Here is a 251-nt window from a genome sequence, read left to right as displayed (position 1 = left end):
AGCAGATCGCCGCGCTTGAAGAGGCGCTGGGGGTCGTGTTGCTGCACCGCACCACACGAAAAATGGCGCTGACGGAGCAGGGTCAGCATTATCTGCAGCAGGTCAGGCAGCTGCTCAGCGCGATGGAAGAGCTGGAGCACCAACTACGGCCTGAGTCGCAGCCTCTTCACGGCAAACTCTATATGCAACTACCGAGCGGCATCGGGCAGCGGCTTATGCCGTATCTGATTGCATTCCAGCAGGCGCATCCC

Annotated in this window: 1 protein-coding gene; it reads left to right on the top strand. The window is 60.2% G+C overall.

Features of this window, described 5'->3' with window-relative positions; all coding sequences use genetic code 11:
- On the top strand, positions 1 to 251 hold a 251-nt coding region (locus tag SB756_RS33120), incomplete at both ends, for a LysR family transcriptional regulator (protein ID WP_410913640.1).

The organism is Pseudomonas sp. SIMBA_068 (assembly GCF_046534705.1).
GTDB classification, from domain to species: domain Bacteria; phylum Pseudomonadota; class Gammaproteobacteria; order Pseudomonadales; family Pseudomonadaceae; genus Aquipseudomonas; species Aquipseudomonas putida.
This window is presented reverse-complemented; position numbering and strand designations above follow the sequence as displayed.